This is a genomic window from Hydrogenophaga soli, from assembly GCF_054777695.1.
Genome location: NZ_BAAHAK010000009.1, coordinates 45,450 through 60,755 on the forward strand (window position 1 = coordinate 45,450; position 15,306 = coordinate 60,755).

General features: G+C 67.1%; 17 protein-coding genes and 2 tRNA genes. 7 read left to right on the forward strand and 12 right to left on the reverse strand.

Annotated features, from left to right (window positions below):
• Positions 1-13: 13 nt before the first annotated feature.
• Positions 14-760: a type II secretion system protein gene (locus ACYVB7_RS15710; protein WP_460509381.1), complete on the forward strand. Its 747-nt coding sequence runs from the start codon at positions 14-16 to the stop codon at positions 758-760.
• A gap of 23 nt (positions 761-783) precedes the next feature.
• Here the strand turns inward: ACYVB7_RS15710 and ACYVB7_RS15715 are convergent, their stop codons facing one another.
• The 3 genes from ACYVB7_RS15715 to purM are packed head-to-tail and all read right to left on the reverse strand — an operon-like array spanning position 784 to position 3,259.
• Positions 784-1,503, reverse strand: coding sequence for a hypothetical protein (locus ACYVB7_RS15715; protein ID WP_460509382.1), 720 nt, complete (start codon positions 1,501-1,503; stop codon positions 784-786).
• Between the two features lie 35 nt (positions 1,504-1,538).
• Entirely contained in the window at positions 1,539-2,186 is a 648-nt protein-coding gene (locus ACYVB7_RS15720) for an HAD family hydrolase (protein WP_460509562.1), read from the reverse strand.
• The gene (purM, locus tag ACYVB7_RS15725; protein ID WP_460509384.1) at positions 2,183-3,259 is read right to left on the reverse strand and encodes a phosphoribosylformylglycinamidine cyclo-ligase; all 1,077 of its coding nucleotides are present in this window, start codon (positions 3,257-3,259) and stop codon (positions 2,183-2,185) included. The genes ACYVB7_RS15720 and purM overlap by 4 nt, the downstream gene beginning before the upstream one ends.
• An 88-nt stretch (positions 3,260-3,347) precedes the next feature.
• Between purM and ACYVB7_RS15730 the strand changes: the two genes are divergently transcribed.
• The 5 genes from ACYVB7_RS15730 to folK are packed head-to-tail and all read left to right on the forward strand — an operon-like array spanning position 3,348 to position 8,024.
• The gene (locus ACYVB7_RS15730; RefSeq protein WP_460509385.1) at positions 3,348-4,451 is read left to right on the forward strand and encodes an AI-2E family transporter; all 1,104 of its coding nucleotides are present in this window, start codon (positions 3,348-3,350) and stop codon (positions 4,449-4,451) included.
• Between the two features lie 12 nt (positions 4,452-4,463).
• Positions 4,464-5,150, forward strand: coding sequence for a DnaA regulatory inactivator Hda (gene hda / locus ACYVB7_RS15735; RefSeq protein ID WP_460509387.1), 687 nt, complete (start codon positions 4,464-4,466; stop codon positions 5,148-5,150).
• Positions 5,147-5,815, forward strand: a complete 669-nt coding sequence (locus ACYVB7_RS15740) for an HAD family hydrolase (RefSeq protein ID WP_460509388.1) — start codon at positions 5,147-5,149, stop codon at positions 5,813-5,815. The genes hda and ACYVB7_RS15740 overlap by 4 nt, the downstream gene beginning before the upstream one ends.
• Positions 5,812-7,500, forward strand: coding sequence for a polynucleotide adenylyltransferase PcnB (pcnB, locus tag ACYVB7_RS15745; protein ID WP_460509390.1), 1,689 nt, complete (start codon positions 5,812-5,814; stop codon positions 7,498-7,500). The genes ACYVB7_RS15740 and pcnB overlap by 4 nt, the downstream gene beginning before the upstream one ends.
• Entirely contained in the window at positions 7,497-8,024 is a 528-nt protein-coding gene (folK, locus tag ACYVB7_RS15750) for a 2-amino-4-hydroxy-6-hydroxymethyldihydropteridine diphosphokinase (RefSeq protein WP_460509391.1), read from the forward strand. Before pcnB ends, folK begins: the two co-directional genes overlap by 4 nt.
• On the opposite strand, the gene pdxH is transcribed toward folK, so the two are convergent.
• Positions 7,979-8,614, reverse strand: a complete 636-nt coding sequence (gene pdxH, locus ACYVB7_RS15755) for a pyridoxine/pyridoxamine 5'-phosphate oxidase (protein WP_460509392.1) — start codon at positions 8,612-8,614, stop codon at positions 7,979-7,981. The genes folK and pdxH overlap by 46 nt on opposite strands.
• On the reverse strand, positions 8,611-8,742 hold the full coding sequence (locus ACYVB7_RS15760) for a hypothetical protein (protein WP_460509394.1): 132 nt from the start codon (positions 8,740-8,742) through the stop codon (positions 8,611-8,613). Before ACYVB7_RS15760 ends, pdxH begins: the two co-directional genes overlap by 4 nt.
• 105 nt (positions 8,743-8,847) lie before the next feature.
• Between ACYVB7_RS15760 and ACYVB7_RS15765 the strand changes: the two genes are divergently transcribed.
• Positions 8,848-9,351, forward strand: coding sequence for an OmpA family protein (locus ACYVB7_RS15765; protein WP_460509395.1), 504 nt, complete (start codon positions 8,848-8,850; stop codon positions 9,349-9,351).
• Between the two features lie 102 nt (positions 9,352-9,453).
• On the opposite strand, the gene ACYVB7_RS15770 is transcribed toward ACYVB7_RS15765, so the two are convergent.
• From ACYVB7_RS15770 to prfB, 7 genes are all read right to left on the reverse strand, one after another.
• The gene (locus ACYVB7_RS15770) at positions 9,454-9,654 is read right to left on the reverse strand and encodes a hypothetical protein (protein ID WP_460509396.1); all 201 of its coding nucleotides are present in this window, start codon (positions 9,652-9,654) and stop codon (positions 9,454-9,456) included.
• 24 nt (positions 9,655-9,678) lie between these two features.
• Positions 9,679-10,035, reverse strand: coding sequence for an ExbD/TolR family protein (locus tag ACYVB7_RS15775; RefSeq protein ID WP_460509398.1), 357 nt, complete (start codon positions 10,033-10,035; stop codon positions 9,679-9,681).
• Positions 10,036-10,191: 156 nt separating this feature from the next.
• A tRNA-Val gene (locus ACYVB7_RS15780) sits at positions 10,192-10,267 on the reverse strand.
• A tRNA-Thr gene (locus ACYVB7_RS15785) sits at positions 10,268-10,343 on the reverse strand.
• Between the two features lie 11 nt (positions 10,344-10,354).
• Positions 10,355-11,359: a class 1 fructose-bisphosphatase gene (locus tag ACYVB7_RS15790; RefSeq protein WP_460509399.1), complete on the reverse strand. Its 1,005-nt coding sequence runs from the start codon at positions 11,357-11,359 to the stop codon at positions 10,355-10,357.
• Positions 11,360-11,393: 34 nt separating this feature from the next.
• The gene (gene pepN, locus ACYVB7_RS15795; protein ID WP_460509401.1) at positions 11,394-14,123 is read right to left on the reverse strand and encodes a M1 family metallopeptidase; all 2,730 of its coding nucleotides are present in this window, start codon (positions 14,121-14,123) and stop codon (positions 11,394-11,396) included.
• A gap of 78 nt (positions 14,124-14,201) precedes the next feature.
• Positions 14,202-15,306, reverse strand: a protein-coding gene (gene prfB, locus ACYVB7_RS15800) for a peptide chain release factor 2 (RefSeq protein WP_460509403.1) whose coding sequence is annotated in 2 segments (ribosomal slippage) — positions 14,202-15,224 and positions 15,226-15,306 — 1,104 coding nt in all. Because the reading frame shifts where the segments join, the coding sequence is not laid out codon by codon here.

The following is a 15,306-nucleotide window of genomic DNA, read 5'->3' on the forward strand; positions in this document are numbered from 1 at the left end:
GAACACGTTCTTTATGACCCCGCTTCCTTCCACAATCCATCGCCAGCGAGGTTTCAGTCTGACCGAACTTTCTGTGGTCCTGGTGGTCATCGGCATCATTTTGGGGGCCGTGGCGGTGGGCAAAGACCTCCAGCGCAATGCGGTGTATCAGCGCATCAGCACCGAGTTTGCACAAGGTTGGATGATGGCTTATGACCATTACGTGCAAGTGGTGGGTCGGGTGCCGGGGGACAGTCCCACAGCACCCACTGGTGCGGTCAACGCCTCGGTGGCCACTGCGGCAGCCAGCGGAACCGCACTGTGTGACAACCCGAGCAATCCCACTGACGCCAGCAGCCTGCTCAACCTGATGCTGGCTGCCGGGGTGCAGCTGCCCCAGGGGCGGGCCGAGGGGCAAAACAACCGCTACGTGTACCTGGACCCGAATGGAAACCCGCAGGAGGTGAGGGTGTGTTTTCGCAACGTGATGTGGGCCGAACCCGGTGCAACCGTGGGGAGCTACGTGTCCCGGCCCCGAAACGTCATGGTGCTCAGTGGCCTCAACCCATCGCTGGCCCGTTCATTGGACGCACAGATCGACACCCAGGCCGACGCGCGATTTGGTCGTGTCCGCGAAGACACTCAGGCCAATGCCACGACCACCACCACCTCGGTGGATTGGAGTGTGGACGACCGCATGGCCCACGGCAGCACCGTGGCCACCGCACGCGACGAGTCCCAGGTGGCGGTGGTCACCGCCTACATCCTCATGAATCGCTGAGCCTTGCCCGACGCTGTGTCGCCTCAGTGAGGGGCCTCGGCCAGCAACGCCTTGGCCGCCTCGATGCGCAGGTGCATCTCCACCGCGGGGTTGTTCATCACGTCCAGCAGGAACTGGCGCGGGTCGGTCATCGGCGGGCCGCTGGCCGCGGCAGGCGCCAAGGGCGCAGCCGACGCGGTGAGCGCTGATGGCGCAGCCCTGCCGGGGGCCGGGGCCGACGGACGAGGCTGGAGCCGTTCCACCTCAGCCGAGGGCACGCTGCGCAGCCGTGCCAGCAGGTCGGCCTGGGCGTCGTCGCCGGGGGGCAGGTCCAGCCAGGGTTCGTCGGCAAACACGCTGGCCAGGTCGCGGGTGACAAAGGCCGCCCAGCGCTCGGGGGCCACTTGGCGTGGGGGCAACATGTCTTGCGTTGCGGCGGGCCACAGGTGCAGCCGGTCGGCAGGCACTTCGGGCAGGTAGCGGGCACACAGTTGGACCAGCAGGGCCTGGGCTTGGGCCACGGGCACGGCGGCCTCCAGCGAAAACCACAGGTGCAGCCCGTCCTGGCCCGACACGGCAATGGCCGGGGCGGGCCAGTCCAGGTCCGTCTGCACGCCTTCCCACATGCGGGCCAGGGTGCGCCAGTCGGCGGGGCGGGCCAGCTCCAGGCAGAGGGCGCGTGTGCCGGGCTCAGCAGCGGACTGGCTGGCGGGCGCGGGGGGGGCACCGTACAGGCGCAGCAGTTCGGTTTGAAGGCGGTTCATGTTTTTTGCCTCTACCGCTTGATGTGAAAGCGCAATCAGCTATCAAAATAGGATTCGACATCGGCCCAGCTGCCCAGCACCGCGTGGGCCTGGTCAAACCGGTGGTGGGCCGACAGGGCGTTGGGCAGCCCCAGGCAGCGCAGCCCTGCCGCGGTGGCTGCTGTCACACCATGTTGGGTGTCTTCCACCGCCAGGCATTGCGAGGCGGGCAACCCCAGGCATTGCAGGGCCAACAGGTAAACGTCGGGGGCCGGTTTGCTGTGGGGCACATCGTCCCCCGTGACCACGGTGGACACCCACGCCGCCAGCCCATGGTGCTTCAAGGTGGCGGCCACCCCTTCGGGGCCTGCGCCGGTGACGATGGCCAGCGGGCGTCCGCTGCGGTGCCAGCGGTGCAACACCTCCAGGGCGCCGGGCTTCAACGGGAAGGCCTGGTTGGCGAGGTGGGCCAGGGTGGCGCGGTTCTTGGCCTCCACCAGCGCCTGGGGTGACACATCCAGCGCAAAACGCTGCACCAGATCGACGGCATTGGCCGGGGTGGGCACCCCGGCGTGGTGCTGGCGGTACTGCGCCTCGGTCAGGTTGACCCCCAAAGGGGCCAGCACCGCCTGCCACAAGGCCAGGTGCACGGGTTCCGAGTCGACCAGCGTGCCGTCGTGGTCGATCAGCAGGGCCTGGGTCAGGACACCACCACCTGGGCACCGTCACCTTGGGGGGCGATGGCGCCGATGGTGTACACCGCCTCGCCCAGTTCGCGCAGCGTGGCGGCCACGGCCTCGGCTTGGGCCGCCGACACCACCACCACCATGCCAATGCCGTTGTTGAAGGTGCGGTTCATCTCGATGTTGTCGATGCCCGCCGTGGCCTGCAGCCAGGCGAACAGCTCGGTCTGGGGCCAGCTGCCAGCTTTGAGGTGGGCGGCCAGGCCGTCGGGCAGCACGCGGGGGATGTTCTCCAGCAGGCCACCGCCGGTGATGTGGGCCAGCGCCTTGATGCCGCCTTCTGCCGTGGGGTGCTTGGCCAGCGCGGCCAGCACGTTTTTCACGTACAGGCGGGTGGGCTCCATCACCGCGGCCTTGAAGGGCTTGCCGTCCAGGGTGGCGGGCACGGTGCCTGCCTCTTCGGCGCGGCTGATGCATTTGCGCACCAGGCTGAAACCGTTGGAGTGCACGCCGGCGGAGGCCAGGCCCAGCACCACGTCACCGGCCTGCACGGTGGCGCCGGTGAGGATCTTGCTTTTTTCCACCGCGCCCACGGCAAAACCGGCCAGGTCGTATTCACCTGCGGGGTACATGCCGGGCATTTCGGCGGTTTCGCCGCCGATCAGGGCGCAGCCGCTCAGCTCGCAGCCCTTGGCAATGCCGCCCACCACGGCGGCGGCGGTGTCCACGTCGAGCTTGCCGCAGGCAAAGTAGTCGAGGAAGAACAGGGGTTCGGCGCCTTGCACCAGCACGTCGTTGACGCTCATGGCCACCAGGTCGATGCCCACGGTGTCGTGCATGTTCCACTCAAACGCCAGCTTGAGCTTGGTGCCCACGCCGTCGGTGCCGGACACCAGCACAGGCTCTTGGTAACGCTTGGGCACTTCGAACAGGGCACCAAAGCCGCCAATGCCGGCCAGCACGCCTTCGCGCATGGTTTTCTTGGCCAGGGGTTTGATGCGTTCGACCAGCGCGTCGCCGGCTTCGATGTCCACTCCGGCGTCTTTGTAGGAGATGGGGGTGGCGGGGGAGGAGGGGTTGTGTGCGCTGGTCATGGGGCAGATAGAATTTGTGGCGATTTTACGGGCACCCCAGACCCCCCTCCCGTGGCGCCGTCTGTCCCGACCCTTCCCCACCCCTGCCATGTCCCTGACCCCCGCTCAACTGCGCATCCTGGCCTGGGCCGCCCTGGCCCTGTTGGCCTGGGCGGTGCTGTACCTGCTGTCACCGGTGCTGTTGCCGTTTGTGGTGGCGGGCGTGCTCGCCTACGCCTTGCAGCCGTTGGTGGAGCGCCTGGCCCGTCGGCGGGTGCCTCGGTGGCTGGGGGCGGGGTTGGCCATTGGCCTGCTGACCGCCGTGCTGCTGGCGGTGCTGCTGCTGATCGTGCCGGTGGTCACCCGTCAGGTGCCGTTGTTGCGTGAGCAGGTGCCGGTGCTGATGGAGCACCTCAACGCCGTGTTGCAACCCTGGGCGGCCCGGTTCGGGCTGGACCTGGCGGTGGACGTGAACGCCGTGCGCGACGTGCTGCGCAAACTGGTCATGGGCCATGAAAGCGATTTGATGGACAGCCTGCTGTCTTCGCTGCGCATTGGCGGCAGTGCTTTGGCGGCGGTGCTGGGGCACCTGGTGCTGACGCCCATCGTCGCCTATTACCTGCTGCTGGAGTGGCCTGACCTGGTGCAGCGGGCCAAAGGCTTCATTCCCGTGCGTTGGCAAGAGGGCTCCCAGCGCTTTTTGGACGAAACCGACGACGTGCTGGGCCAGTACCTGCGGGGCCAGCTGCTGGTCATGGGGGCCTTGGCCCTGTTCTACACCCTGGGGCTGGCGCTGGCGGGCCTGAAGCTGGCGCTGCCCATTGGCGTGTTCACGGGGCTGGCGGTGTTTGTGCCTTACCTGGGTTTTGGCCTGGGGCTGGTGCTGGGCGTGCTGGCGGCGGCCTTGCAGTTCCAGGACCTGACCGGCGTGTTGCTGGTGCTGGGCGTGTACGGCGTGGGGCAGGTGGTGGAGAGCATGTGGCTCACCCCCAAGCTGCTGGGCGAGCGCATTGGCCTGCACCCGCTGGCCGTCATTTTTGCGTTGATGGCGTTTGGCCACCTGTTCGGTTTTGTGGGCGTGCTGGTGGCCTTGCCGGTGAGCGCCGTGCTGCTGGTGGCCTTGCGACGCGCCAAGGCCTGGTACCTGGGCAGCGACCTGTACCGCGGTGACGCCCTGCGCCTGCACCTGCGCCAACCCCCTTCGGACGAATGACACGGGCGAACGATGCAGCAGTTGGCGCTTGACTTCGGGCTGGCCCCTTTGCCCAGCCTGTCCAATTTTGTGGCCATCGGCAACGAGGCGGCGCTGGAGCACCTGCGCCTGTGGGCGGACAACCCGCTTCGCTCGCCCGTGCCCACCTACCTGTGGGGCGACGGGGGCTGCGGCAAGACCCACCTGCTGCGTGCGGTGGCGTCGGTGTTGCAAGGGCAGGGCGCGGCGGTGGGCTGGCTGGATGCCAGCAGCTGGCACCCACCCGCGTTCGACGACGCGTGGGCCGCGGTGCTGATGGACGACTGCCACCTCTACACCGCCGAGCAGCAGGCCGCCGCTTTCAACTGGTTTGTGAACGCCCAGACCCCGGCCCAAGGCCGCGCCCGCTGGGTGCTGGCCACGGGGGCCGTGCCCCCGGCGGACCTGGTGCTGCGTGAAGACCTGCGCACCCGGCTGGGCTGGGGCCAGGTGTTTCAGTTGCAGGCCCTGGACGAGGCCGAGCGCCGCGCCGTGCTGCGCCGCGCCGCCGACGACCGGGGTGTGCACCTGTCCGACGAGGTCATGGCCTTCATGCTCAACCGTTTTTCGCGCGACCTCAGCAGCCTGATGCAGCTGTTGGACCACCTGGACCGCCACGCCATGCGGACCCAGCGCGCCATCACCATCCCGCTCATCAAATCCATGCTGGACAGCGAATGAAACTGGCCCTTTTCGACCTGGATCACACCCTCATCCCCATGGACTCGGACTACGAGTGGGGCCAGTTCACCGTGTCCCTGGGCTGGCGCGACGCCGAGGCGTTTGGCCAGGCCAACCACCGCTTTTACGAGCAGTACAAGGCCGGCACGCTGGACATTGCCGAGTACGTGCGCTTTGCCACCGCCGCCTTGCGGGAACAGGGTGCTACAAATTCTGTAGCTGCTCACGCTTCTTACATGAGCGATGTGGTGCAAAAACACATCAAAAAACAGGCGCTGGACCTGCTGCAGCGCCACCGCGACGCGGGCGACCACCTCGTCATCGTCACCGCCACCAACGAGTTCGTCACCCGCCCCATTGCCGACGCCCTGGGCGTGGCCGACCTCATCGCCATCGAACTGGAGCGCGACGCCCAGGGCCTGCCCACCGGTGAAATCAAGGGCACGCCCTCGTTTCGCGAAGGCAAGGTGGCGCGTGTGGAACAATGGCTGTCTGCGCACGGGGCCACCTGGGCCGATGTGACCCGCAGCACCTTCTACAGCGATTCCATCAACGACCTGCCGTTGCTGGACAAGGTCACCCACCCGGTGGCCACCAACCCCGACGACCGTTTGCGCGCCGTGGCCGAGCAGCGCGGCTGGCCCATCCTCCAACTGTTTCCATGATCAAAAAGTTCATCGACAAGCTCCTGGGCAAGGCCCGCGGTGGCAGCAAAAAGGCCGCTCCACCCAAATTCGGTCAGCGCCAGGACGTGGGGCCTGAGGTCCACCGCATCGACCCCAAGCGCGTCGATCGCCGCGCCGCTGAAGTGGTGCACACCCTCAAGGCCGCGGGGTACGAGGCCTACATCGTCGGCGGGGCCGTGCGTGACCTGCTGCTGGGCCTCACGCCCAAGGACTTCGACGTGGCCACCAACGCCACGCCCGAGCAGGTCAAGGGCCTGTTCCGCCGCGCCTTCATCATCGGGCGGCGTTTTCGCATCGTGCACGTCATCCATGGCCGGGGGCGTGAACACGAGGTGATCGAGGTCTCCACCTTCCGCGCCTACCTGGACAACGCCGCCGCCGAGCAGGTCAGCGGCAACGAAAAAAGCAGCAAGTCCGAGCTGGCCGGCATGAAACACGCCGTGGACGCCAGTGGCCGCGTGCTGCGCGACAACGTGTGGGGCCCCATCGAGGAAGACGCCGCCCGGCGCGACTTCAGCGTCAACGCCATGTACTACGACCCGGTGTCGCAGATCGTGGTCGACTACCACAATGGCATTGCCGACGCCCAAAAGCGCACCCTGCGCATGATTGGCGACGCCGCCACCCGCTACCGCGAAGACCCGGTGCGCCTGATCCGCGCCGTGCGGTTTGCCGCCAAGCTCAGCAAGCTGGGCTTCACGCTGGACGACAGCACCCGCGCCCCGCTGCAAGCCTGCCTGCCGCTGCTGGCCGACGTGCCGCAAAGCCGCTTGTTCGACGAAATGCTCAAGCTGCTGCAAACCGGCCATGCGCTGGCCAGCATCGAGCAACTGCGCCTGCTGGGCCTGTCCAAGGGCATCTACCCGCTGCTGGACCTGGCGGTGGAGCGTGCCGCCGAACCCTTTGTGGTCCAGGCCCTCAAGGACACCGACCGCCGCGTGGGCGAGGGCAAGCCCGTGGCCCCCAGCTTCCTGCTGGCCAGCCTGCTGTGGGCCGACGTGCGCGACGCCTGGGCCAAACGCCTGCAACCCCGCGGCAACGCCCGCCCACCCACCCCGTTTGCCGCCCTGCAAGACGCGGTGGACCAGGTGTTCGACGCCCGCATTGGCGACGTGTCGGGCCGCGGCAAGCTGGGCACCGACATGCGCGAGATCTGGCTCATGCAACCCCGCTTCGACAAGCGCGTGGGCAGCTCGCCCTTCAGCCTGGTGGAGCAGCCGCGCTTTCGCGCCGGTTTTGACTTCATGCGCCTGCGCGCCGGCATCGGCGAGGTGCCCGAAGAGCTGGTGCACTGGTGGGAAACCTTCAGCCTGGCCGACGACGCCCACCGCCGCGACATGGTCGAGGCCGTGCGGGCCGAAGCCCAGCGCTCACACACCAAAACCCAGGCCCCCCGCAAAGCCAAGGTGCACCGCGTGAACGACGGCTCCACCCCGGGCGATGCGCCACAAGCCGATGCACCCGAGCAGGACGACCCACGGTTTCGCCCGCTGGACGACGATGCGCCGGATGTCGCGGACGACGGCAATGAAACCGGCAACCCCGACGCCCCGGCCCGCAAGCGCCGCCGTCGCCGTCGCAAGCCCTCGGGCGCCCGCGGTGGGGATGGCAGCGGTGGCGGCAACGGCGGGGACGGTGGCAACGTCGGCGGTTCAGCCGAATGACGCTGCCCCAGCGCCCTTGGGTGCTGGCCCATGTGGCCCTGGGGGCCAACCTGGGGGACGCGGCGCTGACCCTGGCCCAGGCGCTGGACGCGCTGGCCCAGACCCCCGGCGTGCGGCTGCTGAAGGCGTCCAGCCTGTACCGCACCGCCCCCATCGACTCCTCCGGCCCCGACTACCTCAATGCCGTGGCCGAGGTGGACACCCAGCTCACCGCCCCCGCGCTGCTGGCGGTGCTCCAGGCCATTGAACACACCCATGGGCGTGAGCGGCCCTACCGCAACGCGCCCCGCACGCTGGACCTGGACCTGCTGCGCTACGGCAGCGCCACCATTGATTCACCCACGCTCACGGTGCCGCACCCGCGCATGGCCGAGCGGGCCTTTGTGCTGGTGCCCTTGGCCGAAATCGCCCCCCACGCGGTCAGCGCCCAGGCGCTGCACGCGGTGGCCGACCAGGCCATTGAGCGCCTGGGGCCGCTTCAGGGGGCCAACCGTTCCCGCACCCAGTCGCCGCCGTCCTGCTGACGGTAGCGCAGCCGGTCGTGCAGGCGGCTCTTGCGCCCCTGCCAGAACTCCCAGGTGTCGGGCACCAGGCGGTAACCCCCCCAGTGCGGCGGGCGGGGCGGGTGCAGCAGGAACTGGGCGCCGTACTTGGCGGCGTTGGCCACCAGCACCGCGCGGCTGCTGATCACCTGGCTTTGCGGGCTGGCCCAGGCCCCGATGCGGCTGTCCAGCGGGCGGCTTTGGAAGTACTCGTCGCTCTCGGCGTCGCTGACTTTTTCCACCCGGCCCTCGATGCGCACCACGCGCTCCAGCTCCACCCAATGGAACTGCAGGGCGGCCCATGGGTTGCCCGCCAGTTCCAGGCCCTTGCGGCCCTGGTAGTTGGTGTACCAGACGATGCCGCGTTCGTCATACCCTTTGATGAGCACGATGCGGGTGCTGGGGCGCAGGTCGCTGCCCACGGTGGCCAGCGTCATGGCGTTGGGTTCGGGCACTTCGCCTTGAATGGCTTCCTTCAGCCAGCGGTCGAACTGACGCATGGGGTTGGCGTCGGATTCGGTCTCGCTCAGTTCGGCGCGTTCGTAGCTTTTGCGCAGGTCGGCAATGTTCATGGGTTCAGGGGGCGGTTGTGGATGCCCATGCGGGCCGGTTGGTGGTGGGTGTCCCAGGCGCAGTCCCCGGTGGTGCCGTGGCAGCCCCGGGCGTGGTGGAAGATGTCGGCGTATTCTGCGCCGCTCAAGGGCAGGGCTCGGGGGGCGAGTGTGGGTCGGGAGGGACCATGGAGGGTGTCAGTCTCGGCAAAGGGGATTGCCTAAAATGCCGAGTTTATTTCTCAGGAGCCCCCATGTCCGCACAGCAGCAAGACGACAGCACCCGCACGGCTTTTGCCATCCTCATTCCCCTCATCATCCTCATCGTGGGGGTGGTGTTGGGTGTGGGCATCCACAAGGCCCACCAGCGCAAGCCTGCCGCGGCCCCCGCGGTCGTGGCCCCGGTCGCTGCCCCGGCGGGTGCCGAGCCTGAGGCGCGTGTGGTGGTCACCGATGGGGTGGTGAAGTTCTATTTCGCATCGGGCAAGGCCGACTTGGCGGCCAACGCCGTCGAGGCCCTGGGCGCCGCCATCAAGGCCGCGGCCGATGGCAAGAAGCTGGTGCTGTCGGGGTACCACGACGCCACCGGTGACGCTGCCGCCAACGCCGAGCTGGCCAAGGTTCGCGCCCTGACTGTGCAGGCCGCCCTGGTGGCTGCCGGTGTGGCCGAAACCGCCATCGAACTGAAAAAGCCCGAGGTGCTGACCGGTTCCGGGGACAACGCCGAAGCCCGCCGCGTGGAGCTGTCCATCCAGTGAGGGGTTTTCACCCATCACAAAAAAGCCCGGCATCGCCCGGGCTTTTTTATGGCCCGATCAACCGGGCAGCAGGCCAACCTGGCCTGCGGCGTGGGGGGCTGGTCAGGCCCGCACGTTGACGTGGTTGCCCAGGGTGGCCGTGGGGTTGGGCATGCGTGTTGCGTTGGCTTTGGCGGCTTCGGTTTCCCGGGCTTTGCTGTTGTCCTTGTCGCCATCGCGGTCCACCTTGGCTGCTTTGGGGGCACTGGTGGCCTGGGTTTGGTAGGTGTTCAACCGCGTGGTGTTGAGGGCCGAGGGGGTCATGACGCGCTCCTGCGAGTGGAAGGTCTATTCTGCCGCATCGCCCTTGGCGTGTGTTCCCTGGGCGAGGGCGCCGGAATCAACGGGGTGGGCAAACGCCACACGGGCGTGGGCGGCGCGGATGGCGTCCAGCGCAAATTGAATGGCCGCCATGTCGGTTTGGGGAGTCACTTCCACGTCCACCAGCAGGCTGTCGCTCTCCTGTTTGGCCTTTTGCAGGGTGGTGGCCAGTTGAGCTCGTTCGACGGGCTGGTGTTTGAAGGTGTATTGGCCGTTGTCGCTGATGCCCAGCGTGGCGTGGGCCGCGGGGTCGGGTGTGCGGCAGGCCGACAAGCCCACCAAGGCCACCAGGGCGAGCCAACGAAGGGGGGTGGGGTGGATCATGGGGTGGTCCCGATGGAGGGGGTTGGCGTCATCGCCGGACAACCCTGCGACCGCCAAAACCCAGGCTTGGGTTCAGGGCTGCGCTGGAAGTTCCCCGGCACCTGGGCCTGGAGGGGCCGGGGCCACGCGGTGGCGTTGGTGCGGGGAGGAATGGGGTGGTGGATCGTGACAGGCTCGAACTGCCGACATTCTGTGTGTAAGACAGACGCTCTACCAACTGAGCTAACGATCCTGGTGCCGGAAAGAGGAATCGAACCCCCGACCTTCTCATTACGAATGAGCTGCTCTACCGACTGAGCTATTCCGGCTGAGCCCTCAATTATAGCTTGTCGTGATACGTCTGGATGACGGCCACTTCGTTTCGCGAGCCCAGCATGACCGACACCCGTTCGTGCAACTGGGTGGGCTGGATGTCGAGGATGCGCTGGCGCCCGTTGATGGCGGCCCCACCGGCCTGTTCGATCAGCCAGCCCATGGGGTTGGCCTCGTACATCAGGCGCAGCTTGCCGGGTTTGTGGGGCTCACGCTTGTCCCAGGGGTACATGAACACGCCGCCGCGGGTCATGATGCGGTGCACGTCGGCCACCATGCTGGCAATCCAACGCATGTTGAAGTCCTTGCCGCGCGGGCCTTCCTTGCCCTGCAGGCAGTCGTCGATGTAGCTGCGCACCGCGGCATCCCAATGCCGCATGTTGCTCATGTTGATGGCAAATTCCTTGGTGTCGGCGGGGATCTGGATCTTGTCCTCCACCAGCACGAAGGAGCCCAGCTCGCGGTCCAGCGTGAACATGGCCACGCCGTCGCCCACGGTCAACACCAGGGTGGTTTGCGGACCGTAGATGCAGTAGCCCGCCGCCACCTGCTGGTTGCCGGGTTGCAGGAAATCGCCCTCGCACACGCCCGCGCTGCCTTCGGGCTTTTTCAGCACGCTGAAGATGGTGCCGATGCTCACGTTGACGTCGATGTTGCTGGAGCCGTCCAGGGGATCGAACAGCAGCAGGTATTCACCCTGCGGGTAGCGGTTGGGCACCAGGTAGATGGTGTCCATTTCCTCGGACGCCATGGCGGCCAGGTGGCCGCCCCATTCGTTGGCTTCGATCAGCACCTCGTTGGCGATGATGTCCAGCTTCTTCTGCACCTCGCCTTGCACGTTCTCGCTGCTGGCGCTGCCCAGCACGTCACCCAGTGCGCCCTTGTTGACGGAGTGGCTGATGCGTTTGCAGGCCCGGGCCACCACCTCCAGCAGCAGGCGCAGCTGCGAGGGAATGTGCCCGTGCTGGCGTTGTTGTTCCACCAGGTAGCGGGAGAGGGACACACGGCTCATGGTTGGTCTCCTTGAAAGGGTTGTTCAGTGGCCATCAGTCGGCCAGGGCGCGGGTGACCACCTCGCGCACGTCGTTGCTCAGGTCGGCGCGGGCGGCCACGCGGGCAATGGCCTCGCGGGCGGCGCTGCGGTAGGGCTCGGCCAGCTTGCTCCAGCGGTCCAGGGCGCGGGCCAGACGGGCGGCGACCTGGGGGTTGAGGCCGTCCAGCTCCACCACCTGCTCGCTCCAGAACACGTAGCCCGCCGCGTCCATGCGGTGGAAGGCGGCCGGGTTGGCCTGGCAGTAGGTGGAGATGACGCTGCGGGCGCGGTTGGGGTTTTTCAGGTTGAAGTCGGGGTGGGCCATGAGGCGGCGCACCAGCGGCAGCACCTGGCCGCCGCGGTCGGGCGTGCCCGCTTGCAGGGCAAACCACTTGTCGATGACCAGGGCCTCGCCCTTGAACAGCGCGTGGAAGCGCTCCAGCGCGTTTTGCGCCAGCGGGTGACCGGCGCTGACCAGGGCGGCCACAGCCCCGAAGCGGTCGGTCATGTTGCTGGCGTCCTTGAAGCGCTGCAGGGCCTTGCCCGGCCACACCGTTTCGTGGCGCAAGGTGGCGCCCAGGCACAGCATCTGCAGCGCCAGGTTGGCCAGCGCACGGCGGCCACTGCTGGCGGCATCGGGCGAGTAGCCGCCTTGCGTCTGGTGGGCCTCGAACGCCCAGGCCCAGTCGTCGGCCAGGCCCAGGGCCAGGGCCTCGCGCATGGCCTCGCGCACGGCGTGCACGCGCTGCGGGTCCACCACGGCCAGTTGCTCGGCCATGTAGGTTTCGGCGGGCAGGGTCAGCACCAGTTCCTTGAAGGCCGGGTCCAGGCTGGGGTGACGCAGCACCGAGCGCATGGCGCTCAGGTAGGCATCGTTCAGTGCCTTTCCGCTTTCAGGTAAAGCATCTGAAGCTATTAATTTAAGAGCGGTTTGCAGCGCCAGGCGTTGACCGGCTTCCCAGCGGTTGAAGGGGTCTTCGTCGTGGGCCAGCAGGGTGAGCAGCTGGGCATCGGTGAAGTCCTGCTCCAGCACCACGGGGGCGCTGAAACCGCGCAGCAGCGAGGGCACGGGGGCGGCGGAGAGCCCCTCGAACACCAGGGTCTGGCTTTCCTCGGTCAGCACAAAGGTGCGGGTGGTGCGGGCGCTGCCGTCGATCTCGGCCTCGCCTTGCAGGCGCACGGGCATGGCGGTGCCGTCGGCGGCCAGCAGGCCCAGCGTCATGGGGATGACGAACGGGGCTTTGTCGGGCTGGCCGGGGGTGGCGGGGCAGCTCTGGCGCACGGTGAGGGCGCAGGTGCGGCTTTCGGCGTCGTAGTGGCTGCTCACGCTCACCCGGGGCGTTCCCGCTTGGGCGTACCAGCGCTTGAACTGGGGCAGGTGCTGCGCCAGGGCGCTGCCGGGGTTGGCGTCGGCAATGGCCTGGGCAAAGTCGTCGCAGGTCACGGCCTGGCCGTCATGGCGCTGGAAGTACAGCTTCATGCCCGCGGCAAAACCGGCGCGTCCGCTGGGGTCGGCGTCGTGGCCCACCAGCGTTTGCATCATGCGCACCACTTCAGCGCCTTTTTCGTAGACGGTGACGGTGTAGAAGTTGTTGATTTCCAGGTAGCTGTCGGGGCGCACCGGGTGGGCCATGGGGCCGGCATCCTCGGGGAACTGCGCGGTGCGCAGCACGCGCACGTCTTCAATGCGCTTGACGGCGCGGGCCGAGGGGCTGCCCGCCATGTCCATGCTGAATTCCTGGTCGCGGAAGACGGTCAGGCCCTCCTTCAGGCTGAGCTGGAACCAGTCGCGGCAGGTGATGCGGTTGCCCGTCCAGTTGTGGAAGTACTCGTGGGCCACCACGCTTTCCACGTTGGCAAAGTCCACGTCGGTGGCGGTGGCGGGGCTGGCCAGCACGTACTTGGTGTTGAAGATGTTGAGGCCCTTGTTCTCCATCGCGCCCATGTTGAAGTCGCTGGTGGCGACGATCATGAAACGCTCCAGGTCCAGCGGCAGGCCAAAGCGGGTTTCGTCCCAGGCGATGGAGGCCATGAGGGAGTTCATGGCGTGTTCGGTCTTGTCCAGGTCGCCGGGGCGCACGTACACCTGCAGCAGGTGCTGGGTGCCGCTGCGGCTGGTGATGGGCTGGCTGCGGCACACCAGGCTGCCGGCCACCAGGGCAAACAGGTAAGCGGGTTTCTTGTGCGGGTCCACCCACTTGGCGAAGTGGCGGCCATCGTCCAGCGGGCCTTCTTCCACCAGGTTGCCGTTGGACAGCAGCACCGGGTACTGGGCCTTGTCGGCCCGCAGGGTGACGGTGTAGCTGGCCATCACGTCCGGGCGGTCCAGGAAGTAGGTGATGCGGCGGAAACCTTCGGCCTCGCACTGGGTGAAGAAGGTGTCCTGGCTGACGTACAGGCCCATCAGCTTGGTGTTCTTGGCCGGGGCGCAGGTGGTGAAGATTTCCAGCTCGATGGGGTCGGCCCCCTCAGGCAGGTTGGCCAGCACCAGCTGGCTGCCTTCCATCTTGAAGCTGGTGCCCTGGCCGTTGACCAGCACACGCGCCAGGTTCAGGTCTTCACCGTCCAGGCGCAGGGGTTGCGGGGCCACGTCGGGGTTGCGGCGCACGCGCATGCGGTTGAGCACGCGGGTCTTGGCCGGGTCCAGGTCGAAGGTCAGGTCGACCGTGTCAACCCAGAACGCCGGGGCGGTGTAGTCCTCGCGCTTGACGAGGATCGAGGGGCCTTCACGCAGTGCCAACATGGGGGCTCTCCTGAAAATGGGTGGGCAGGCCGCTGGGGCCTGCGGAATGGAAGGGAATGGACCTGAGGGACAGGGCGATTACACGCCTTGCTTCAGCGACGCTTCGATGAAGCCGTCGAGGTCGCCGTCGAGCACCTTTTGCGTGGCCGACACTTCGACGTTGGTGCGCAGGTCCTTGATGCGGCTCTGGTCCAGCACGTAGCTGCGGATCTGGTGGCCCCAGCCCACGTCGGTCTTGGTGTCTTCCAGCTTTTGCTGCTCTTCCATGCGCTTGCGCATTTCATGGTCGTACAGGCGGCTGCGCAGGCGTTGCCAGGCCACGTCGCGGTTGCTGTGCTGGCTGCGGCCATCCTGGCACTGCACCACGATGCCGGTGGGGATGTGCGTCATGCGCACCGCCGAGTCGGTCTTGTTGATGTGCTGACCGCCCGCGCCGCTGGCGCGGAAGGTGTCCACACGCACATCGGCCGGGTTGATGTTGATCTCGATGGAGTCGTCGATTTCCGGATACACGAACACCGAGGCAAACGAGGTGTGGCGACCGCCCGAGCTGTCGAACGGGCTCTTGCGCACCAGGCGGTGCACGCCGGTTTCGGTGCGCAGCAGGCCAAAGGCGTATTCACCCTCGATCTTGATGGTGGCGCTCTTGATGCCGGCGGTGTCGCCCGCGGTTTCGTCTTCCAGCGTGGCCTTGAAGCCCTTGCGTTCGGCGTACTTCAGGTACTGGCGCAGCAGCATGCTGGCCCAGTCGCAGGCCTCGGTGCCACCGGCACCGGCTTGGATGTCGAGGAAGCAGTTCAGCGGGTCGGCCGGGTTGTTGAACATCCGGCGGAATTCCAGCTTTTCCACCATGTCGGTGAGCTTGTCGGCCTCGGCCTCGATGGTGAGCAGACCGGCCTCGTCCCCTTCTTCCTTGCTCATGTCGTAGAGCTCGGTGTTGTCGGTCAGCTCGCTGGTCAGGGTGTCGAGCACCAGCACCACGTCTTCGAGCGACTTCTTCTCTTTGCCCAGCTCCTGGGCGCGTTTGGGGTTGTCCCAGACGGTGGGGTCTTCGAGGGCGCTGTTGACCTCGGTGAGTTTCAGGGCTTTGGCATCGTAGTCAAAGATACCTCCGTAGCTCGACCACTCGCGCGGAGAGGTCGGCCAGTCGGGTGCCAATGCTGTTGATGTGTTCTGCGTCCAT